Genomic DNA, 546 nt, shown 5'->3' with positions numbered 1-546 from the left:
AGTATATTGCAGCCCGATATTGGCAATGCGGGTGGTTTCGCGGAAGTCCATAAAATATCAGCGATGGCTGACGCCTATGGTTTGAAGGTGCAGCCGCATGTGTGCGGAAGTTCTATCGCAGCCAACATCGCGACCCACATGAGCGCCTGTTTGCCCAATTTTTATGTTCAAGAACATTTCCCATATTGGGCTAACATACCCGGATATATTGAAGTGGCTACCGTGCCCTTCGAGGAAACGGTCAGGAACGGACGCCTTCCGATCTCAGAACACATTGGGTTTGGAGTCGAGCTGCATGAGGATGTAATGAAGGAACATCTTTGGGCTGTTATCCGATAAAGGCCGTTACTTCATACTGACGGGTGAACTGCAATCTAACATCGCTATTGTCTGCTATTTCGTTTGCCCTTGGCACTGTTGTAGGCGAGTGTGTGCCACAACTGAAGTGCTGGGATTAAATTTGATGAAAAAGCCAGGGAAACAAAACTGGGAAGTAGGGATGAACCTCATCTACTTTTCAGCCTTCCGGGCAGTGATGCTAACTGG

General features: G+C 48.4%; 1 protein-coding gene. It reads left to right on the top strand.

All coding sequences use genetic code 11. The features are described 5' to 3' along the window. On the top strand, positions 1–339 hold a 339-nt coding region (locus HWD97_RS24265; protein ID WP_371835811.1), incomplete at its 5' end, for an enolase C-terminal domain-like protein. Positions 340–546: the final 207 nt, after the last annotated feature.

This window comes from Ochrobactrum sp. C6C9, from assembly GCF_022627935.1.
Taxonomy (GTDB): domain Bacteria; phylum Pseudomonadota; class Alphaproteobacteria; order Rhizobiales; family Rhizobiaceae; genus Brucella; species Brucella teleogrylli.
This window is presented reverse-complemented; position numbering and strand designations above follow the sequence as displayed.